Genomic DNA, 15,358 nt, shown 5'->3' on the forward strand with positions numbered 1-15,358 from the left:
AGCGGCAGCGCACCAGTCTCTCCACTCGTCATGGCCGGGCTTGTCCCGGCCGTCCACGTCTTTGTCGCTCCGAAGAACGTGGATGCCCGGGACAAGTCCGGGCACGACGGAGTTCACCCGCTCCTGCAACTCACTAGCGTCTACGCCTGTGGATCGTCGCTTGATGTTCACCCGCGGCCTGCTAAATCCCCGCCATGAGCTCCCAACACAACAAGACCTCAGTCGCAGCGATCTCGATATTCGCCAGCGGCGGCATGGCGGCGGCCAAGTTCGCGGTCGGGATCGCGATCGGCTCGCTGGCGCTAATCTCCGAGGCGCTGCATTCGTCGATCGACCTGGTCGCCACCATCATCACCTGGGCGGTGGTGCGGGTGTCCGACAAGCCGGCGGACGAAGAGCATCATTACGGCCACGGCAAGCTCGAAAGTGTCTCGGCACTGGGCGTCACCGCCCTGCTCTACGTGCTCGCCGGTGGAATCCTGGTCCAGTCCTACAGCCATCTCCGAGAGGGAGTTGCGCCGCCGACGATCTCCGCCGTCCCTTTCGTCGTGCTGGTGATCGACATCGCCGTCAATTTCTGGCGCGCCCGTGCCCTGCACCGTGCCGCACGGGAGACCAGGAGCCAGGCGCTCGCCGCCGATGCGCTGCATTTCGCCTCCGACGTGATGGGCTCGTTCGCCGTGATCGTGGGCCTGATCCTCGCCGGCCTCGGCTTCTGGTGGGGCGACGCGGCTGCCGCCGCCGCAGTGGCCGTGATGATCGCCCTGCTCGGCCTGCGCATGGCCGGCTCGACCGTGCAGACGCTGGTGGACCGCGCTCCGGAAGGCGCCCATGAGACGGCCACGGCCGCGATCCGCAGCGTGCCGGGCGTGATCGACATCGAGCGGCTCCGCGTGCGCATGGTCGGTGCCACCACGTTTATCGACACGATCGCAAAGGTGCCGCGGACCTACCCCATCGACCGGGTCGAGGACATCAAGCGCAACGCGCAAGCAGCCGTCGAGACGGCCTTCGGCGATACCGACCTCACCTTCACCGCAGTCCCCGTGGCGCGCGACAACGAGACCGTGCGCGACCGCATCATGGTCATCGCCCACAATTCGGGCCTCGCCATCCACCACGTCACCGTGCACGATCTCGGCGCCAAGCTGATCGTCAGCATCGACCTCGAGGTCGACGGGGGGATGCAGCTCTACGCCGCCCATGACGTCGCCAACACGCTGGAACGCAACATCCAGGAAGAGTTCGGCGCAGATGTCGAGGTCGACGTCCACATCGAGCCGCTGGAACCGGAACTGCCGTTCGGGGTCGATGCCGAACCGGAACGGGTGCGGGCCATCGCCGCAGCCTTGACGGAATATGCCGCCAGCGGCGAGATCCACGACATCCATAATGTTCGCGTCCGCAACACCGACGCCGGCGAGATCGTGAATTTCCACTGCCGCGCCGAGCCGTCGATGAGCGTGATCAAGGTGCACGAGCATGTCGATGCGATCGAGCGCGCGTTGCGGCGCGCGTTCCCGAGCGTGAAACGCGTCATCAGTCACGCCGAACCGCCGCGCGCGTGACAGAGAATGTGCGAGGAGTCACACGTTCTCGTTTCGGACTCGCCGCGCACGTAAGTTTGCGGACGCACGACGCACAAACTGCGCGTTGGATAAGAATAAATTCGCGTTAACGATTCGTTGACTCTCGACAGCCCGCGAAATCTGGATTCAAATCGACCATGATTCGGAAGCGATGTGGGGCTGCTTCCGAAGTCCAGTTGCAAGCAGGTTTCCAGGGGGCTTTAGGCATGTCGCGTGCAGACGCCGCGAACGCGTGCGTCCAATCCGATTCGATCAAAGGATTGGCGCAATCGATCGCGAAACCTGCCTATCATCGGCTCCTGATAGCGGAGCCTGCGCTGCGCCGCGCCGTGCCGACGCTCATCATCGCATTCCTGATCACGATCTGCCTCGGCGCGTTCGTGCAGGTCGTCGACCAGACGCGCCAGAAGCGGCTGGTGATCCGCCACGACATCTCGGCGCTCGCCGACCTGCTCGCCGAGCGTATCGACCGCCTCACCTCCGGGCGACAGGAGCGGCTGAAGAACATCGAGAGCCTCCCGGCGTTGCTGCCCGACCTCATTCCAACCTGGGGCACCGCCTCGGGCCGCCACGTCATCGTCACCTCGGCTGGAATCGACCGCCGCATCCTCGCTCGCATCCCGATCGACAGCGATCCCTCGGGCAACGACCGCCTGCTCGACGCAATCACGACGGCGCAACTGCTGGCGGCACCGCCGCGCGACGACAACATCTCCGACATGACGCTGCCGAACGGCAACGCCGCAATGGCGACCGCGCGGCAGATCAAATCGTTGCCCGGCTTCGTGACCGTGATCCAGGAGCGCAACGAGCCGATCTGGGGCTCGGACGCCGCGCTATCGGTGACGCTGTCGGCCACCACCGGCTTCGTGGTCCTGATCCTCGGCTTCGCCTTCCACTGGCAGTCCACCCGTGCCCGCGAGGGCGACCTGATCAACGACGCCGTGCGCGGCCGGATCGACACCGCGCTCAACCGCGGCCGCTGCGGGCTGTGGGACTGGGACCTGTCGCGCGGCCGCATCTTCTGGTCGCAGTCAATGTTTTCAATGCTCGGCCTCGACGGCCGCAACGAGCTCCTCACCTTCGGCGAGGTCAACGCGCTGGTGAAGTCCGACGACATCGACCTGTTCGAGATCGCCGACCAGCTCATCTCCGAGAAGATCGACCACATCGACCAGACCTTCCGCATGCAGCATGTCGACGGCCACTGGATCTGGCTCCGCGTCCGCTGCGAGAAGACCAGCGGCGCGACCGATTCCAGCGTTCACCTGATCGGGATCGCGGTCGACATCACCGAGCAGAAGAGCCTCGCCGAGCGGACCGTGGAAGCCGATTTGCGCCTGCGCGACGCGATCGAGACCATTCCCGAAGCCTTCGTCCTGTGGGACGCCAGCGACCGCTTGGTGCTCTGCAATTCGCACTTCCAGCGCCTGCACAAGCTGCCCGACAGCGCCGTCATCCCCGGCACCTCCTACGAGACCGTGCTGGAGGTCGGCCGCATGCCGGAGGTTCGCACCCGGCACAACGAGACTGCGAGCCAGGGCCCCGGTGCGCGGACCTTCGAGGCGCAGCTCGACGACGGCAGCTGGCTGCACATCAGCGAGCGCCGCACCAAGGACGGCGGCTACGTCTCGGTCGGCACCGACATCACCCGCATCAAGGAGCACGAGCAGAAGCTGGTCGACAACGATCTACGCCTGCGCGCCACCGTCATCGACCTTAAGCGCTCGCAGGCAGCCCTGGAGCGCCAGGCGGGCGAACTCGCCGATCTCGCCGAGAAATACCAGCGCGAGAAGACCCGCGCCGAGGAAGCCAACCAGACCAAGTCGAAATTCCTCGCCAATATGAGCCACGAGCTGCGCACGCCGCTGAACGCGATCATCGGCTTTTCCGAAATCATGGGCTCGGGCATGTTCGGCGAGCTCGGCTCGGAGAAGTACCAGGAATACTGCCACGACATCCTGACCAGCGGGCATTACCTGCTCGAAGTCATCAACGACATCCTCGACATGTCCAAGATCGAGGCCGGCCGCATGAAGCTCGACATGGAAGAGCTCGACCTGGCGCAGACGCTGGCGGAATCCCTGCGGGTCGTCACCGGCCGCGCGCAGGACAAGCACCTGACGCTCGACGCCGACATCGCAAAGTCCATCTCCGTCGTCGCCGACCGTCGCGCCACCAAGCAGATCATCGTCAATTTGCTCTCCAACGCCGTGAAGTTCACGCCCGACGGCGGACGCATCGTGGTGCGCAGCCGGCAGCTCGACGACAGGATCGTGCTGATGATCGCCGACACCGGCATCGGCATCGCGCCGCATTCGCTGGCGCGGCTCGGCCGCCCCTTCGAGCAAGTCGAGAGCCAGCTCACCAAGACCTATCACGGCTCGGGACTGGGGTTGGCGATCGCCCGCTCGCTGGCGCAGCTTCATGGCGGCTCGATGCGGCTGCGCTCCAAACTCGAGGTCGGCACCGTCGTGCGCGTCACCCTGCCCCGCAACGCGATCAAGTCGGCGTCCGGAATATCGGCCGCGGCCTGAATTCTACGATTGCAGCGACGGCGCGACTTCTCGCGCGACATTGACCAGCGCCGCGATCAGCGGCGTCATCGGATCACGCTGCGGGATCACCATGCCGATGCTGTAATTGACATCGGGATCGATGATCGGGATCGAGCGCACCGTATCGGACAGGCCGAGCGTCTCGGCGAGCTTGGCCGGCATCACGCTGGCCCAGCGCCCCGTCTTCACATGCGTGAACAGCACCAGCAGCGAATTCGAGGTCAAGGTCGGCGTCGCCTCGGCGCCGACCGAACGTAACGCGCGGTCGATGATGCGGCGGTTCTGCATGTCGGGCGTCAGCAGGCACAGCGGCACCTGTCCGACCTCCCGCCACGTCACCGTCTCGCGATCACCGAACATTCCATCCGGCGCGGTGAGCAGACGATAGCTCTCGCTGTAGAGCGGAATGGTGCGCACCTTGCCGATCGGCTCGTTCTCGATATAGGTCAGGCCTGCATCCACCTCGAGATTCTCGAGCAACCCCAGCACCTCGGATGAGGTGGTGGACTGGATGCGGAAACGCACCTCGGGATGCCTGGCGCGGAACGGCGTCGTCAGCGCAGCGACCATACCGAGCACGGTCGGGATTGCCGCAATTCGGATCTCGCCGGAGAGCTGATGCTTCAGCCCGTTGATCTCGTCACGCATCGCGCGGGCATCGCCCACGATCCGCCGCGCCCAATCCAGCGCCCGCTCGCCTTCCGGCGTAAAACCCTGGAAGCGGGAGCCGCGCTGGACCAACATCACGCCGAGGATCTCCTCGAGCTGCTTCAGCCCGGTCGACATCGTCGGTTGCGTCACGCCGCACATTTCGGCGGCCCGGCCGAAATGCCGTTCCTTCGCCAGCGCCAGCAATAGTTCAAGCTTGTCGAGCAACCGTTCGTTCCCTCGGATCGTATGGTGGCATGCAAGCTAGCATGCCCTACCCCTTGCGACACGCAAAAACCGCCACGAATGCCTAGCGCTGCATCCAGCGCGTCGCCGCGACGCCCGCGGCGCGGGCTTGGAGCCGAACGTGCGGGAGGCGCTCACCTCGCTGAAGCCGACGACGACGTCCCTTCCAGCAGCGCCCTGAAGACACGGCGCACCTCGCTCTGCGTCTCCTTCACGCGCGCCTCCAGCGAGGAGAAATGCGGCGCATCGCCGGCGCGTGCCATCACGCGCAGAAGGTCGGTGCCGGCGGTCTCCGGCTTGAACCGGTCGCTGACGCAGAGCCGCAGGATCTGCGTCAGGTCGTGATACAGCCGCGCCGCGGCCCGCAATATCTCGGTCTCCGATTGCGCGAGCACGCCAAGCCTACATGCATTTTCCAGCACCTGCATGGTGCCGGCGTCGAGAATCTCCGGCTTCTCGTGCGCATGCACGAGCTGGAGATATTGCGCGATGAAATCGATGTCGACCATGCCGCCGGCGGCATATTTGAGATCCCAGCAATCGGCCTCGCCCTTCTCCTGGGCGATCGCGCGCCGCATGTCGGCAACATCGTTGGCGATGATTCCGGGATCGCGGCGGCGGGTCAGGACATCGCGGATGACGCGCTCGATCCGTTCCCGGAATTCGGGCGAAGCGGACACGACGCGCGCGCGCGTCAGCGCCATGTGCTCCCAGGTCCAGGCCTCGTTGGCCTGGTAGTCCGCGAACGAGACGAGGCTCGAGGCCACAGGGCCGGCACGCCCCGAGGGGCGCAGCCGCATGTCGATCTCGTAGAGCACTCCGTAATTGGTGCGCGTCGTGAACGCGCTGATCAGGCGTTGGGTGAAACGCGCGAAGTAATGTGCACCTTGCAGCGACTTCGCACCGTCGGAGTCCGGACTGTCGCCGTCGAAATCGTAAAGCAGGATCAGGTCGAGATCGGACGACGCGGTCATCTCGCGGCTGCCGAGCCGGCCCATCGCGATGATCGCGGTCTCCTGCCCCTTGATCCGGCCATGCTGGGCGGCGAAGCGGTCGGCGACGAGGCCATGCACGGTATGGACGATGCCCTCGGCGACGTCAGCAAAGGCCGTGCTCGCTTGCTGCGCCGAGACCGTGCCCGAGAGAATGCGCGTGCCGATCAGGAACAGGCTCTCCTGCCCGAACAGGCGCAGGCGGTCGAGGAACTCTTCGTAAGAGCCGGCATCCTGCACCGTGCTCGCAAGCCGCCCCGACAATTCCTGCCTGTCGGGCATGGCACCGAAGAAGCGCGGATCGATCAGGCCGTCCATGAGCTGCGGCTGCCGCGCCAGCATCTCGCCGAGTCGGGGCGCCGCGCCCAGCACCAGGGCGACCAGTGCGACGAGATCGCGGTTCTGCCCGAGCAGCGTGATCAGCCGGCCGCCGCGCTGAAGCGCTCCAAGGAAATGGTCGAACGCCACGACGGCCCGATCCGGCTCCTCGGCATGAGCGAGACCGTCGATGAGAGCCGGCACGAATTCGACGAATGCGTTGCGCGTCGCTTCGACGCGGAACACGCGGTACTCGCCGGTGATCCAGTCACGCACGGTCTGCGCGACGGCGGCAGGCTTCTTGAAGCCGAGCGTGGCCAGATACTGAAGCAGCCGCGGATCGTCGGGACCCGCACTGTAGTCGAGCGCCGGCAGCTTGGCCGTGCCGGTCGGATCGTCGCCTTCGAACAGTTTTTCGTAGTGGCCCTGGACGATCTCGAGCTGCCGCAGAAGGTCGCGGGCAAAGGCCTCGCGATCCGGATAGCTGAAGAACCAGGCGAAACGCTCGACCGCCTCCTTGTCCTCGGGCAGCGTGTGGGTCTGCTCGTCTGCGATCATCTGGAGGCGATGCTCGACCCGGCGCAGGAATTGGTAGGCCGTGGTCAGCTCGTCACGCGCCGAAACCGTGATCCAGTTGCTGGAAGCAAGCACGCCGAGCGCGGCGAGCGTCGGCCGCACACGCAGTTCGGGATGTCGCCCCCCGGCGATCAATTGCTGGGTCTGGGCGAAGAACTCGATCTCGCGGATTCCGCCGCGCCCGACCTTCACGTTATGCCCTTCGACCGCAACCTCGCTCTGGCCGCGATAGGTCTGCATCTGCCGCTTCATGTCGTGAACGTCGGCAAGCGCGGCAAAGTCGAGATGCTTGCGCCAGACGAAGGGCGCGATCTCCGCGAGTAGCGCCGCGCCCGCCCTGGGATCGCCGGCGCAGACTCGCGCCTTGATCATCGCGGCGCGCTCCCAGGTACGCCCTTCCCGCTCATAATAGTTCAGCGCGGCATCGCGCGAAATCGCCACCTGCGTCGAGGATGGATCGGGACGCAGGCGCAGATCGACGCGGAAGACGTAGCCGTCATAAGTGCGCTGCTGGAGAATGCGTGCCATCCCCTGCGTCACCCTCACGAAGAACGGCTGGGGTTCGATATCCGCGGCAAGCGTCGTATTGTCGGGATCGAAGAACACGATGAGATCGATGTCGCTGGAATAGTTCAGCTCGCCTGCGCCCATCTTGCCCATCGCAAGCACGATCAGCCCGCAGCCCTCCTCCGGCGCCTCGGGATTGGGCGGCGAGAGCTTGCCGCGCGCGGCTTCCTGCCGCAGGAGGTATTGAAGCGCCGCCCGCACCGAGGCCACCGCGAGATCGGTGAGCGCTGCGGTCACCCGCATCACCGGCCAGACCCCGCCGATGTCGCACAGTGCGATCAGGAGCGCGGCCTCCGCCTTCATGCGGCGAAGCAGCCGCATCACCTCGGCTTCATCGGATGCCGCGAGCACGGCGCCGTTCGCCTCCGCGATCAGCGTGGCGAGATGCGCATCCGGATCGCATTCCAGCAGCCGGATCAGGCGCTGCGGATCAGCGCGCAGCAGCTCAAACAGATAAGGCGAGAATTCCGCGATGCCGGCCAGGATGTCCCGCGCGAAGCGGTGAGCCAGCAGCGCTTCAAGACGGGTGAATTGCGCTGGCTCGAGCTCGGCCAGCCACCTTTCAAAACGTCCTTGGTCGGTGACGGAAGCGGCAATATGGGGAGCCTCCGCGAAGCGTGCGGCAAGTCTCTCACCATGCTTGTCCGCGTTTCCCGGCGCGGAGTGGTTCATGCCACCTTCTGTGGCACATCCGGCATTGGCGGAGCAACCCTGTCGCCCGCGCGCGCCGGCAGCACCAGCGTGGCGACAAGACCGGGCTGGGCGTCACCCAACCTTAACTCACCGCCATGCAATGTCGCGACCGCGGAGGCGAGACTGAGACCGAGGCCGGATCCAGGCAGCGTGCGGCTCGCTTCCAGCCGCACGAATCGTTCCACCACATGCTTGCGGTCGCCTTCGGGGATTCCGGGACCGCGATCGGTGACGCTGAGCAGCACCTGATCGCCCTCGCGCCTCGATTCGATCGTGATCTGCCTGCCCTCCATGCTGACCACGGTTCCCGCGGATTGCGCGACCGGCTTGCCGTATTTGATCGCATTCTCGACAAGATTGGCGAGGGCTTGGCTGATCAACTCGCGGTTGGCGTGAACCGGCGTCGGCTCGCACCTGACCTTCAAAGTCATGCCGTCGTCTTCGGCCAGCGGCTCGTAGAGTTCGTGAATGCCGTTGGCGACATCGGCCGCGTCGAAATCATCCATGTTGCCGCGCGCCTGCCCGGACTCGGCGCGCGCGATCATCAGAAGCGCGTTGAAGGTACGGATCAGCCCGTCGGATTCCTCGATGGTCCGCTCCAGCGCGGCGCGGTAATCGGCCTCGCCGCCGGATTTCGCCAGCGCCTCCTCGGCGCGGTTGCGCAGGCGCGTCAGCGGCGTCTTGAGATCGTGGGCGATGTTGTCGGAGACCTCCTTCAGCCCCGCCATCAGCGCCTCGATCCGCTCCAGCATGGCGTTGAGATTTTCGGCGAGACGGTCGAGCTCGTCGCCGCTGCGCCCTACCGGCAGGCGTTCGCTGAGATCGCCAGTCATGATCCGATGGGCGGTGCCGCTCATCGCATCGATGCGCCTCAAAACCCTGCGCGCCACAAAGATGCCGCCGCCCAGGCCGAGCACAACGACGATCAGGATCGACCATTGCGCGGCCTTCGCCACGATGCCGAACAGCCGTCGCCGCTCGGCCAGATCGCGTCCGATCAGAAGCCGGAAGCCGTTTTCCAGTTCGGTGACGCGGACGAGCGCAAGGTGGTCGCGATCGTCGGCGTCCTCGATACGCCGGTAGGCGGTCTCGGACCAGCCGCGCTTCGCCATCACGCCGGGCGCCAGCGAGCCGACATTACCGGCGATCGCCTGCCCGGTCGGCGTCGTCACGAGATAGAGGTTGGCACCCGGACGCAGCGCCCGGTACTCGATCGCGAGCACGAGAGCGCGCAAGCCGCGGCGGCCGTAGATCTCGCTGATCTCCGAGGTCTCGGCATTGACTGTCTGCGTGATCTCCTCGGTGATCAGCCGCCGCGTATTCCAGGCGAAATAGGCCAGCAGCGAGGCCGCGAACATCGCGAACAACAGCAAATAGACCAGCGTCAGCCGGAATGCCGTGGTGCGGACGAGTTTACCGAATGCCGTCACGGATCATGTATCCCGCGCCGCGGATCGTGTGCAGCAGCGGCCGCTCAAAACCCTTGTCGATCTTGGAGCGCAGCCGCGAAATGTGGACGTCGATGACGTTGGTCTGCGGATCGAAATGATAGTCCCAGACGTTCTCCAGCAGCATGGTGCGGGTCACCACCTGGCCCGCATGCTTCATGAGGTATTCGAGCAGGCGGAATTCGCGCGGCTGGAGCGTCAGCTCGTCCTTGCCGCGCGCGACGCGATGGGAGAGCCGGTCGAGCTCGAGATCGCCGACGCGGTACAGCGTGTCCTCGGCCGGACCGCCGCGGCGGCGCGACAGCACCTCGACCCGGGCCAACAGCTCGGCGAAGGAATAGGGTTTCGGCAGATAATCGTCGCCGCCAGCGCGCAGGCCCTTGATGCGGTCGTCGACCTGGCCGAGCGCGGAGAGAATCAGCACTGGCGTCGAATCGTCCTTGTCGCGGAGCGCGCCGATCACCGACAGGCCGTCGCGCTTGGGCAGCATGCGGTCGACCACCAGCACGTCGTAATCGCCGTTCTCGGCCATGGCAAGGCCTTCCTCGCCGTCGGCGGCGTGGTCGGCAATGTGCCCGACCTCACGAAAAGCCTTCACGAGGTAGTCGGCGGATTCGCGGTCGTCTTCGATGATGAGGAGGCGCATCGTGCGTTCGGCAACGGTCAAGGGAGTGAACCTTCTCTAAACATGGCGCGAGCGGCAATCGCATGCAAGCCGAGTGAGAGACTCTGGCATCGAGAAAAAGGCGGGCGGTGAAGCTGGGGGGACTTCACCGCCCTAGGCCTTCCGACGGAGGGGGGCGTATTCCACCGGAAGGTAGATAGGGGAAGCAAACGTTGCGCTGCTCCCCCGAAGGGCGCCGTCGGCGGGGGCGACTGATGCCGGCGACACCCTTCATCTCGGAGGCCTCCTGAGGCCGAGCCCTTGGTTAGCCCTTCGCGATGGGCACGGCGACGAAGCGCGACTGACCGCCGCTCTTCACCCGCATCAGGACGCTGTTCTTGTTGTCAGTCCGCGCCGTGTTGATGGCGTCGCGAACTTCGCCGGCGGTGCTCACGCTCTTGCCGCCGACTTCGAGAATCACGTCACCTTCCTTGAAGCCGCGTTCGGCTGCGGCGCTCTTCGGATCGACTTCGGTGACCACGACGCCTTCCTTGCCGGCGCCGGCCACGGAATCGGCGGGCGCGACGGTCATGCCGAGCTTGGGCACGTCGGTGCCGCGGCTCGCGCCCTTGCCGCTGTCCTTGTCGATGTCGGCCTTGGCTTCGATCGTGTTCGGCAGCTGGCCGAGGGTGAGGTTCACCACCTTGTCCTGGCCCTTGTGCAGCACGTTGAGCTTCACGGTCGCGCCGGGCGCCAGGCCGCCAATGGTGCGGGCGAGCTCGCGCGCGTCCTTGACCGATTCGCCGTTGACCGACGTGATCACGTCACCGGACTCGATGCCGGCCTTGGCCGCCGGACCATTCGCCTGCGGCTCCGCAACCAGCGCACCTTCGGCCTTCTTCATGCCGAGGCTGTCTGCGATGTCGGGTGTCACCGGCTGGATCTGCACGCCGATCCAGCCGCGGCTGACCGAGCCCTTGTCCTTGAGCTGCGCCACCACGCTCTTCACGGTGCTGGCGGGGATCGAGAACGCGATGCCGACGCTGCCGCCGGAAGGCGAGTAGATCGCGGTGTTGACGCCCATCACCTCACCATTGGTGTCGAACGCGGGACCGCCGGAATTGCCCTTGTTCACGGGGGCGTCGATCTGGATGAAATCGTCGTAGGGGCCGTTGCCGATGTCGCGGCCGCTGGCCGAAACGATGCCGGCAGTCACGGTGCCGCCGAGGCCGAACGGGTTGCCCACCGCGAGCACCCAGTCGCCGATCCGCGGCTTGCCGTCGGCAAGCTTCGCGAACGGGAAGTTCGAGCTGCCCTCGACCTTGATCAAGGCAAGGTCGGTGCGCTGGTCGGTACCGATCACCTTGGCGGTGTAGGTCTTGCCGTCGTCGGTGGTGACCTCGACCTTGTCGGCGCCGTCGACCACGTGGTTGTTGGTCACGGCAAAGCCATCAGCCGAGATGAAGAAGCCGGAGCCCTGGCCCTGCACGACGCGGCCACGACCGCCACCACCCTTCAGGCCCGGGACGCCATCCGGACCGCCGAAGCGGCGGAAGAACCGCTCCATCGGCGAGCCCGGCTGGAACGGCGAGGAGGAATCATCGCCGTCGTCGTTGCTCGCGGTCTTCTCCTTCATGTTGACCTTCACCGAGATCACCGACGGCTTCACGCGCTCGACAATGTCGGCGAAACCGATCGGGCGTTCGACCTTGCGGACCTCGTTGTTGACCTGCGCAAGCGCCGGGGTCGAGAACAGGTCGGCGGGCGAGGTTGACGTGCCGAAGCCGTGGACGGCGGCGCCGAGGCCGGCGACGACCGAGGCCATCAGCGCGATCTTGCGGGCCGAGAAAACGGGCCGGCGGGGCTGCCGGTAGGACGGAAGGTTCGAGAGGTCGGAACGGTCGGTCATGCAGAGATCTCCAGGGCCTTGAAATCCATTTGGCGCCTGACGGCGGCACCTTACGGACCTGAAGATGGGGGCTGTCGCCTTACCGTGCGCTGGCGGCGGGGTTAAACTTTTGTAATGAACCGGACATGCGGATGCGGCAGTTTATCGCGGCCAAAACTAGTGAACCTGCAGGAACTTGACCAAGTTCCAGGACCCCCCGCGCAGTGCCGGCTTGATGCGCGCAGCAACGTAGCTAGCTGGATTTGGCTTCATCCGCCATCAATGCGGCGAGCCGCGCTTCCTCGTCGGGCGTGAGCGGCGGAGCCGGTAGGTCTGCACCATTTCGCGCGCGCCGGCGGATTTGCAGCCATAGCGCCAGGCTGCCGCCAATCAGCAGCAACGGCGCGAGCAGCCACAGCAGCATGTTCTGGCGCTCGAAGCGCGGCTTGAGCAGCACGAACTCGCCGTAGCGCGCGACCAGGAAATCGAGCACTTGCGAATTGCTGTCGCCGGCCGCGATACGCTCGCGCACCAGGAGCCGCAAATCGCGCGCCAGCGGCGCATCGGAATCGTCGATCGACTGGTTCTGGCAGACCATGCAGCGCAGCTCACGCGACAGATCGCGTGCACGCGACTCCTTCACCGGATCCGACATGATCTCGTCCGGCTGCACGGCATGCGCCGCAGGCAAGGCCAGCAGCATCAGCGCGATGAACGCGACCATCATTCGGCGCATCAGATCACTCCGCCGGCTGCAGGCGCTGCTTGGCACGCGCCGGTTTCGGCGCGCCGACTCGCAGGCGCCGGTCCGACAGGGATAGCACGCCGCCGAACGCCATCAGCACCGGTCCCCACCAGATCAGCAGCACCAGCGGCTTGTGATAGATGCGCACGGCAATGGCGCCTTCGGCAGTGGCGTCGCCGAGCGAGATGTAGAGCTGGCTGGCGCCGCGCGTCAGCAGCGCGGCCTCGGTGGTCGAGGAGCCGCGGGTGGTGAAGCTGCGCTTGGACGGCGTCATCACGCTGAGCATCTCGCCGTCGTGGCTGACGTTGAATTCGGCGATCATCTCGTGGAAGTTCGGTCCCTGGCGCTGAAACAGGCCGTCCAGCTTGACGTCATAGCCGGCGACATGGGCGACGTCGTTCTGCTTCATCGTCGCGATATATTCGCTGTTCCAGGTGGTCTCGCAGACGATTCCGATCAGCGCAACGCCGAGGCCGGCATGCGCAAATACCGAGCCCCAGGCCGAGCGCGGCAGACCGCGGGCACGATGCAGCGTCGTCGCGAACGGCAGCCGGAACAAGCCGGTTCGTTCGGCCAGATCCGTGACGGCGCCGGCAATGACGAAGACGCCAAGTCCGATTGCCAATGGCGCGAGCGCGCTGCCGCCGCGCACCCAGCCCCAGACCATCGCGACGGCGATAAGCCCGGCAACGCCGGCCGCCAGCAGGCGTTGGGTGACGCCTAGCAGATCGCCGCGTTTCCACGCCAGCATCGGCCCGAACGGCACGGCGAGCAGCAATAGCGTGAACAGCGGAGCGAAGGTGAGATTGTAGAACGGCGCGCCGACCGACATCTTGAAATCGGCGAGCATCTCCATCGCCAGCGGATAGAGCGTGCCGAACAGCACCACCGCGCAGGCCACAGTGAGCAGCAGATTGTTCAGCACCAGCGCACCCTCGCGCGAGATCGGTGCAAACAGGCCGCCCTGCTTCAACGACGTCGCGCGCCCCGCGAACAGCGACAGGCTGCCCCCGATGAACAGGCAGAGAATCAGGAGAATGAACACCCCGCGGGTTGGATCGGTCGCGAAGGCATGCACCGAGGTGATGACCCCCGAGCGCACCAGGAAGGTCCCAAGCAGCGATAGCGAGAAGGTCAAGATCGACAAGAGGATGGTCCAGACCTTCAGCGCGTTGCGCTTCTCCATCACCAGAGCCGAATGAAGCAGCGCGGTGCCGGCAAGCCAAGGCATCAGCGAGGCGTTCTCGACCGGGTCCCAGAACCACCAGCCGCCCCAACCCAGTTCGTAATAGGCCCAGTACGAGCCCATGGCGATACCGAGCGTCAGGAAGATCCAGGCGACCAGCGTCCACGGCCGCACCCAACGCGCCCAGGCGGCATCGATCCGCCCCTCCAGCAACGCCGCGATCGCGAAGGAAAACGAAATTGAGAAGCCGACATAGCCGAGATAGAGCATCGGCGGATGCACGGCGAGACCGATGTCCTGAAGCACCGGATTGAGATCGCGTCCCTCGATCGGCGGGTTGGTGATGCGCAGGAACGGGTTGGAGGTCACCAGGATGAAGAGATAGAAGGCGCTGGCGATCCACGCCTGTACGGCCAGCACGTGCGCGCGCAGCGACAGCGGCAGATTGTTGCCGAAGGCCGCGACCAATCCGCCGAACAGCGCGAGGATCGACACCCACAAGAGCATCGAGCCTTCATGGTTTCCCCACACGCCAGTGATCTTGTAGAGCAGCGGCTTCATGGAGTGGGAATTCTCGTAGACGTTGACGACGGAGAAGTCCGACTCCACGTGCAGCATCACAAGCGCGATGAACGACGCACCGACGAACAGAAGCTGCGCCAGCGCAGTGGAGCGCGCCACATTCATCAGCGCGTCATCGCGCAGCCGCGCGCCGATCAGGGGCACGATGGACTGGATCAGTGCCAGTCCGAGCGCCAGCACCAGCGCGTAATGTCCTGACTCCGCGATCACCGAACTGCTCCCTGCGGATTGCCCTGCGCGGTCGTGGCCGCGGGCTTGACGCCGTCGGAAGCTTTGGCGCCGTAATCATCCTTCCAGTGCCCCTGCTTCTTCAGGGCATCGGCGACGTCCTTTGGCATGTAGGTCTCGTCGTGCTTGGCGAGCACGGTGTCGGCCTTGAACACGCCGTCAGCATCGAGCGCGCCTTCGGCGACGACGCCCTGCCCTTCGCGGAACAGATCGGGCAAAATGCCCTTGAAGGCGACCGGAAGCTTTGCGCCGCCGTCGGCGACCTCGAAGGTCACAGCGAGATTGTCGCCGCGCTGGAGCGAGCCGGGCTGCACCAGGCCGCCGAGGCGAAACCGCTTGCCGGGCGCAACGTGCTTCTCGGCGACCATGGTCGGCGTCGAGAAGAACACGATGGAATCGCGCAGAGCGTTGAGCACCAGCGCGGCCGCGAGGGCGAGCACGGCAAGCGAGCCGCCGATGATGGTCATACGTCGCTGCTTGCGCGTCATGG

10 protein-coding genes are annotated in these 15,358 nt (G+C 65.6%); 2 read left to right on the top strand and 8 right to left on the bottom strand.

Features of this window, described 5'->3' with window-relative positions:
* The first annotated feature begins 194 nt into the window (after window positions 1–194).
* Together IVB36_RS33595 and IVB36_RS33600 are read left to right on the top strand one after the other, a co-directional pair.
* Window positions 195–1,568, top strand: a complete 1,374-nt coding sequence (locus IVB36_RS33595) for a cation-efflux pump (protein ID WP_085362399.1) — start codon at window positions 195–197, stop codon at window positions 1,566–1,568.
* A gap of 227 nt (window positions 1,569–1,795) precedes the next feature.
* Window positions 1,796–4,126: a PAS domain-containing sensor histidine kinase gene (locus tag IVB36_RS33600; RefSeq protein ID WP_018458565.1), complete on the top strand. Its 2,331-nt coding sequence runs from the start codon at window positions 1,796–1,798 to the stop codon at window positions 4,124–4,126.
* A gap of 3 nt (window positions 4,127–4,129) precedes the next feature.
* On the opposite strand, the gene IVB36_RS33605 is transcribed toward IVB36_RS33600, so the two are convergent.
* The 8 genes from IVB36_RS33605 to ccmE all read right to left on the bottom strand — a co-directional run bounded on the left by IVB36_RS33605 (window position 4,130) and on the right by ccmE (window position 15,356).
* A complete protein-coding gene (locus tag IVB36_RS33605) occupies window positions 4,130–5,023 on the bottom strand; it encodes a LysR family transcriptional regulator (RefSeq protein ID WP_018458564.1) in 894 nt (297 codons plus the stop codon).
* A 152-nt stretch (window positions 5,024–5,175) separates the two neighbouring features.
* Window positions 5,176–8,166: a bifunctional [glutamine synthetase] adenylyltransferase/[glutamine synthetase]-adenylyl-L-tyrosine phosphorylase gene (locus IVB36_RS33610; protein ID WP_247394486.1), complete on the bottom strand. Its 2,991-nt coding sequence runs from the start codon at window positions 8,164–8,166 to the stop codon at window positions 5,176–5,178.
* Window positions 8,163–9,617 (bottom strand): ATP-binding protein, encoded by a 1,455-nt coding sequence (locus IVB36_RS33615; protein WP_247394488.1) that lies wholly within the window; start codon window positions 9,615–9,617, stop codon window positions 8,163–8,165. Before IVB36_RS33615 ends, IVB36_RS33610 begins: the two co-directional genes overlap by 4 nt.
* Window positions 9,601–10,281, bottom strand: coding sequence for a response regulator transcription factor (locus IVB36_RS33620; RefSeq protein ID WP_035969420.1), 681 nt, complete (start codon window positions 10,279–10,281; stop codon window positions 9,601–9,603). Before IVB36_RS33620 ends, IVB36_RS33615 begins: the two co-directional genes overlap by 17 nt.
* 283 nt (window positions 10,282–10,564) lie before the next feature.
* The gene (locus tag IVB36_RS33625; RefSeq protein ID WP_247394490.1) at window positions 10,565–12,148 is read right to left on the bottom strand and encodes a Do family serine endopeptidase; all 1,584 of its coding nucleotides are present in this window, start codon (window positions 12,146–12,148) and stop codon (window positions 10,565–10,567) included.
* Window positions 12,149–12,380: 232 nt separating this feature from the next.
* Window positions 12,381–12,863 carry a cytochrome c-type biogenesis protein gene (locus IVB36_RS33630; RefSeq protein ID WP_026233610.1) on the bottom strand — a complete coding sequence of 161 codons (483 nt, stop codon included), beginning with the start codon at window positions 12,861–12,863 and terminating at the stop codon, window positions 12,381–12,383.
* 4 nt (window positions 12,864–12,867) lie between these two features.
* The gene (locus IVB36_RS33635) at window positions 12,868–14,850 is read right to left on the bottom strand and encodes a heme lyase CcmF/NrfE family subunit (RefSeq protein WP_018458559.1); all 1,983 of its coding nucleotides are present in this window, start codon (window positions 14,848–14,850) and stop codon (window positions 12,868–12,870) included.
* Window positions 14,847–15,356: a cytochrome c maturation protein CcmE gene (gene ccmE / locus IVB36_RS33640; RefSeq protein WP_026233609.1), complete on the bottom strand. Its 510-nt coding sequence runs from the start codon at window positions 15,354–15,356 to the stop codon at window positions 14,847–14,849. Before ccmE ends, IVB36_RS33635 begins: the two co-directional genes overlap by 4 nt.
* Window positions 15,357–15,358: the final 2 nt, after the last annotated feature.

Origin of the sequence: Bradyrhizobium sp. 35 (assembly GCF_023073215.1) — a bacterium.
In the GTDB taxonomy this organism is placed as follows: Bacteria; Pseudomonadota; Alphaproteobacteria; order Rhizobiales; family Xanthobacteraceae; genus Bradyrhizobium; species Bradyrhizobium canariense_D.

Bases quoted from the DNA above. Each gene is read 5' to 3' on its own strand.
- IVB36_RS33630 (WP_026233610.1), bottom strand. From the start codon at position 12,863: ATGCGCCGAATGATGGTCGCGTTCATCGCGCTGATGCTGCTGGCCTTG.
- IVB36_RS33625 (WP_247394490.1), bottom strand. From the start codon at position 12,148: ATGACCGACCGTTCCGACCTCTCGAACCTTCCGTCCTACCGGCAGCCC.
- IVB36_RS33600 (WP_018458565.1), top strand. From the start codon at position 1,796: ATGTCGCGTGCAGACGCCGCGAACGCGTGCGTCCAATCCGATTCGATC.
- IVB36_RS33620 (WP_035969420.1), bottom strand. From the start codon at position 10,281: ATGCGCCTCCTCATCATCGAAGACGACCGCGAATCCGCCGACTACCTC.
- IVB36_RS33610 (WP_247394486.1), bottom strand. From the start codon at position 8,166: ATGAACCACTCCGCGCCGGGAAACGCGGACAAGCATGGTGAGAGACTT.
- IVB36_RS33595 (WP_085362399.1), top strand. From the start codon at position 195: ATGAGCTCCCAACACAACAAGACCTCAGTCGCAGCGATCTCGATATTC.
- ccmE (WP_026233609.1), bottom strand. From the start codon at position 15,356: ATGACGCGCAAGCAGCGACGTATGACCATCATCGGCGGCTCGCTTGCC.